Source organism: Chroococcidiopsis sp. CCALA 051 (genome assembly GCF_003015105.1).
Taxonomy (GTDB): Bacteria; Cyanobacteriota; Cyanobacteriia; order Cyanobacteriales; family Chroococcidiopsidaceae; genus Chroococcidiopsis; species Chroococcidiopsis thermalis.
The window spans coordinates 1-4445 of sequence record NZ_PYCI01000229.1 but is presented as its reverse complement, the minus strand read 5'-3'; the positions used below and the strand labels follow the sequence as shown (position 1 = coordinate 4445).

The 4445-nt window shown below is 45.2% G+C and carries 3 protein-coding genes; all 3 read left to right on the top strand.

Features of this window, described 5'->3' with window-relative positions; translation table 11 throughout:
- Positions 1-152 precede the first annotated feature (152 nt).
- On the top strand, positions 153-3455 hold the full coding sequence (locus C7Y66_RS29875; protein ID WP_106548313.1) for a PAS domain S-box protein: 3303 nt from the start codon (positions 153-155) through the stop codon (positions 3453-3455).
- Between the two features lie 10 nt (positions 3456-3465).
- Positions 3466-3945, top strand: coding sequence for a response regulator (locus tag C7Y66_RS29870; protein WP_106548312.1), 480 nt, complete (start codon positions 3466-3468; stop codon positions 3943-3945).
- A partial coding sequence (locus tag C7Y66_RS29865) for a response regulator (protein WP_146149912.1) occupies positions 3942-4445 on the top strand: 504 nt, incomplete at its 3' end. The genes C7Y66_RS29870 and C7Y66_RS29865, both read left to right, overlap by 4 nt.

The following is a 4445-nucleotide window of genomic DNA, read 5'->3' as shown; positions in this document are numbered from 1 at the left end:
ATCTATCGTAGGAGAGATTTATTCAGAGTGGCTGTCTCCCTTAAGTTAAGTTTTAGAGGGAGCGATGTTTCTGTCGGCGTTGGAGTGAGCAGTAAAATGGTGACACTGTTTTGGCATAGCAAGCGATCGCTTTCAACCTGAGACAGAAACATATGGCTAACTTGCGTCACAGTCAATTACTAGTAAGAGTTGCTAGCGCGATCGCAATTGGTGTTGGCTGTTTGACTCTAATTGGCTGGATATTTAACATTGCTATTTTCAAAAGCGTAATTCCAGGCACAGCCACGATGAAAGCGAATGCAGCCGTAGCTTTTATTCTAGCTGGCGTGTCTTTGTTTATTCGCAATGGTAGGGGCGCACAGCTGTGCGCCCCTACCAAAATAAAGACTCCCGACTCCCCAATTGCCAAAATTTGCGCTGCTAGTGTCGCCTTAATTGGTTTGCTCACTCTATGCCAATACATATTTAATTGGAATTTGGGTATTGATGAGTTGCTGTTGCGAGATTTACCTAAATCTCCAGCAAATCCTTATCCTGGTCGTATGGCAGATAATACTGCTTTGAATTTTGTGCTGCTGGGCGGGGCGCTGTGGCTGTTGGCTATTCGATCCCCCCAACCCCCCTTACAAAGGGGGGCAAGTCAATCCTCCTTCCCCGGGGAGACAAACTCACCTGTTCGATCCCCCCTATCAAGGGAGACAAACCCACCTCATCCACCCCCCTTAAAAAGGGGGGCAGGGGGGGATCGCATTTTCTTGACTCAAGCTTTAAGTCTTGCTGTTATTTTGGTTGCCTTACTTGCTCTTATAGGATACGTCTATGGCGTAGGAGTTTTTTATCGGTTTATTGTCTACTCCACATCAATGAGTTTGCATACGGCGATAACTTTTCTCTTGCTTGGTGTAGGTACGTTGTTGGTATATCACGATCGCGGTTTTATGGCAGTTGTCACAAGCGAATTGAATGGGGGCATAGTTGCGCGTCGTCTGATTCCTAGCGCGATCGTAATTCCGATAGTTTTAGGTTGGCTGGTTTTGCAAGGATACCGCTGGCAGCTTTACGATGCAGGTTTTGCGATCGCCCTGCTGGTACTATTGCTAATTGCAGTTTATATCACTGTAATTTGGCACAATGCCAGATCTTTGAACCAAATAGATCGCGATCGTCAACGCGCGGCAAAAACTTTGCAGGAAAGCGAAGCTAAGTTCCGACACATCGTAGAATCAAATATCATTGGCATCTACTTTGGTGACTTTAGCGGGCGAATTTTTGAAGCCAACGATGCATTTCTCACCATGATGGGGTACAGCCGTACTGAGTTGGAAGCAGGAAAGCTGTATTGGAATCGCATGACACCACCAGAGTATGAAGCATTAGATCGACAGAGAGTCGCAGAGATTCAAGCGTATGGCGCTTGTTCTCCGTTTGAAAAAGAATATATTCGTAAAGACGGAACTCGCGTGCCGATTCTGCTTGGTATTACTCAAATTGAGGGTGGAGAAAACGGCTATAGTGCTTGCTTTGTCATCGATTTAACAGAACGCAAACAAGCTGAAACTGCTTTACGTGAAAGTGAAGAACGTTTTCGCCGTGCTGTTGTCAACGCACCATTTCCGATCGTTATCCATGCCGAAGATGGCGAAGTCGTACAAATTAGCCAAGCTTGGACGGAATTATCGGGTTACACTGCTGATGAAATTCCCACAATTGCAGCTTGGACGGAAAAAGCTTATGGAACAGCGAAAAATACAGTTAAAGCAAGCATAGAGCGCTTATACAGCCTAGACAGAAGGCTAGAAGAAGGGGAATTCTCAATTACTACCAAGCAGGGAGAAAAGAGGACTTGGGATTTTAGTTCTGCTCCCTTGGGTCGTCTGGCAGATGGTAGACGATTGGTTATCAGCATGGCAGCTGATGTGAGCGATCGCAAGTTGACAGAAAACGCATTGCGTCAGAGTGAAGCTAGGCTAAGACTTTTTGTCGAATCGGATGTCATCGGAATTTTGTACGGAGACGTGCATGGAGGAATAAGTTATGCCAATGATGCTTTTTTACACATTATTGGTTACAGTCGTGCCGATTTAGAGGCGAGTAGAGTGCGCTGGGACGATCTGACTCCCCCAGAATATTTCCCATTGGATGCCGAGAGAATTGCCGAAGCACGAGCTAAGGGAACTTGTACGCCCTATGAAAAAGAATATGTTCGCAAAGATGGGACGCGAGTTTTTGTGATGCTGGGTTATGCCTTGCTGGGGGAAAATCGGGAACAGTCAGTCGCATTTGTTTTAGATATTAGCGATCGCAAACAGGCTGAAATCGAACGCGATCGCTTTTTTACACTTTCCTTAGATATGCTTTGTATCGCTGGGTTAGATGGTTATTTTAAACGGATAAATCCTGCTTTTGAAACCATTCTCGGCTTTACTCAAAAAGAAATTCTTCAGTCACCATATCTAGATTTAATTCATCCAGAAGACAGAGAAAAAACTCTTGCTGAGGTTGAAAAACTCTCAACTGGAGCTATTACTGTCAACTTTGAAAATCGTTTTTTATGTAAAAATGGTTCTTACAAATGGCTGATTTGGAGTTCTGTACCCGACGTTGAATCAAAACTGTTATATGCAGTGGGACACGATGTCACCGAACGCAAACATTTAGAACACAAACTGCGCAAACAAGCAGAAGTTCTGCATAAACTGAACGCAACTTTGGAAGAAAGAGTCAGGCAGCGCACGGCACAACTTGAAGCCGCTAACCAAGAATTAGAATCTTTCTCCTACTCAGTCTCCCACGATCTCCGCGCCCCCTTGCGTCACATTGCCGGATTTGTCGATCTGCTACAAAAGCGAATTAAATCCAACACCACCCTAGATGAAACGAGTCAGCGCTACCTAAATATTATTATTGAAACGACTCAACTAGCTGGAAAGTTGATCGATGACTTATTATCCTTCTCCCGCATGGGACGCATGGAAATGCGCTTTACCAATATTGATATGAATTTACTGGTGCAGGAGGTATTGCAAGAACTAGAGTTAGAAACTAAGAAACGCCAAATTTCCTGGCAGATTAAAGCCTTACTGAGCGTTCAGGGCGACCCGGCAATGTTACGGTTAGTATGGCGGAATCTGATTGAAAATGCGCTTAAATATACTAAGTTAAACTCGCAGACAGAAATTACTATTGGGAGTCAAATTTTATCAGAGTCTCAGGAGGTGGTATTTTTCGTAAGAGACAACGGTATCGGTTTTGATATGCAGTACGTAAATAAATTGTTTGGAGTGTTTCAACGCCTGCACAGCGACCCCAACTTTCAAGGTACGGGAGTAGGATTAGCTAATGTCCAGCGCATCATACACCGTCATGGTGGGCGAGTGTGGGCAGAAGGAGAAATAGATCAAGGAGCAACGTTCTTCTTCTCGTTACCAAGACTGGGAGTGAGGGGTGGAGAGTAGAGAGCGAACAATGGAATTAAAGCGCATTCTCCTGGTGGAGGACAGCATTAACGACGTAGAGTTAATCCTGACTGCCCTAGCAGAAAACCATTTAGGTAACGAAGTCGTCGTTGTCCGCGATGGCGAAGAAGCTTTAGATTATTTGTACCGCCGAGGCGTGTATCGATTGCGTCGCGAAGGCAATCCCGTTGTGGTGCTACTCGATCTAAAACTACCTAAAATTGATGGGATAGAAGTTCTAGGGCAATTAAAAGCAGATAGATATCTGAGAACCGTGCCTGTAGTGATTTTGACTTCTTCCCGCGAAGAACGAGACTTAACTCGCTGTTATGAATTAGGTACAAACGCTTATGTAGTTAAACCAATTGATTTTCATGAATTTGTGGGTGCGATTCAAGGTTTAGGGCTGTTTTGGGCAATTATTAACGAGCCACCACCTGGCTCGCTGTCTAGCGCTCGTAGCGATCGACCAAATCAAGGAATAGAATGATGTCACTCAAGTTTCTGATTCTAGAAGACAGCATCCTGGATGCAGAACTGATTACTGCGTTACTGGCAGAAAGCGAGATTGAGTGCGAATCGATTCAAGTGAAGACTCGTTCGGAGTTTCAAGTGGCACTCGAACGGGGTGGGTTTGACTTGATTCTGTCTGACTATTCCTTGCCTGGTTTTGATGGCATTTCTGCCCTGGTTATGGCTCGACAGCTCTGCCCAGACGTGCCATTCATTTTCGTGACAGCCACAATGGGAGAAGAAGTGGCAATTGAAACCCTCAAAGGTGGTGCAACTGACTACGTACTGAAACAACGCTTAGAACGCCTGATTCCTGCCGTAGAGCGATCGCTACGCGAAGCAGCAGAACGTCGCGCCCGTGTTGTTGCCGAAGCAGAACTCAGCCTTCGCGAAGAAGAATTTCGCGCTTTAGTAGAAAATTCTCCCGATATTATTGCTCGATTTGACCGAGATTTGCGCTGTCTCTTATACACATCT

Excerpts from the sequence above, each read along its gene's own strand:
- C7Y66_RS29875 (WP_106548313.1), top strand. The coding sequence starts at position 153 with ATGGCTAACTTGCGTCACAGTCAATTACTAGTAAGAGTTGCTAGCGCG.
- C7Y66_RS29870 (WP_106548312.1), top strand. The coding sequence starts at position 3,466 with ATGGAATTAAAGCGCATTCTCCTGGTGGAGGACAGCATTAACGACGTA.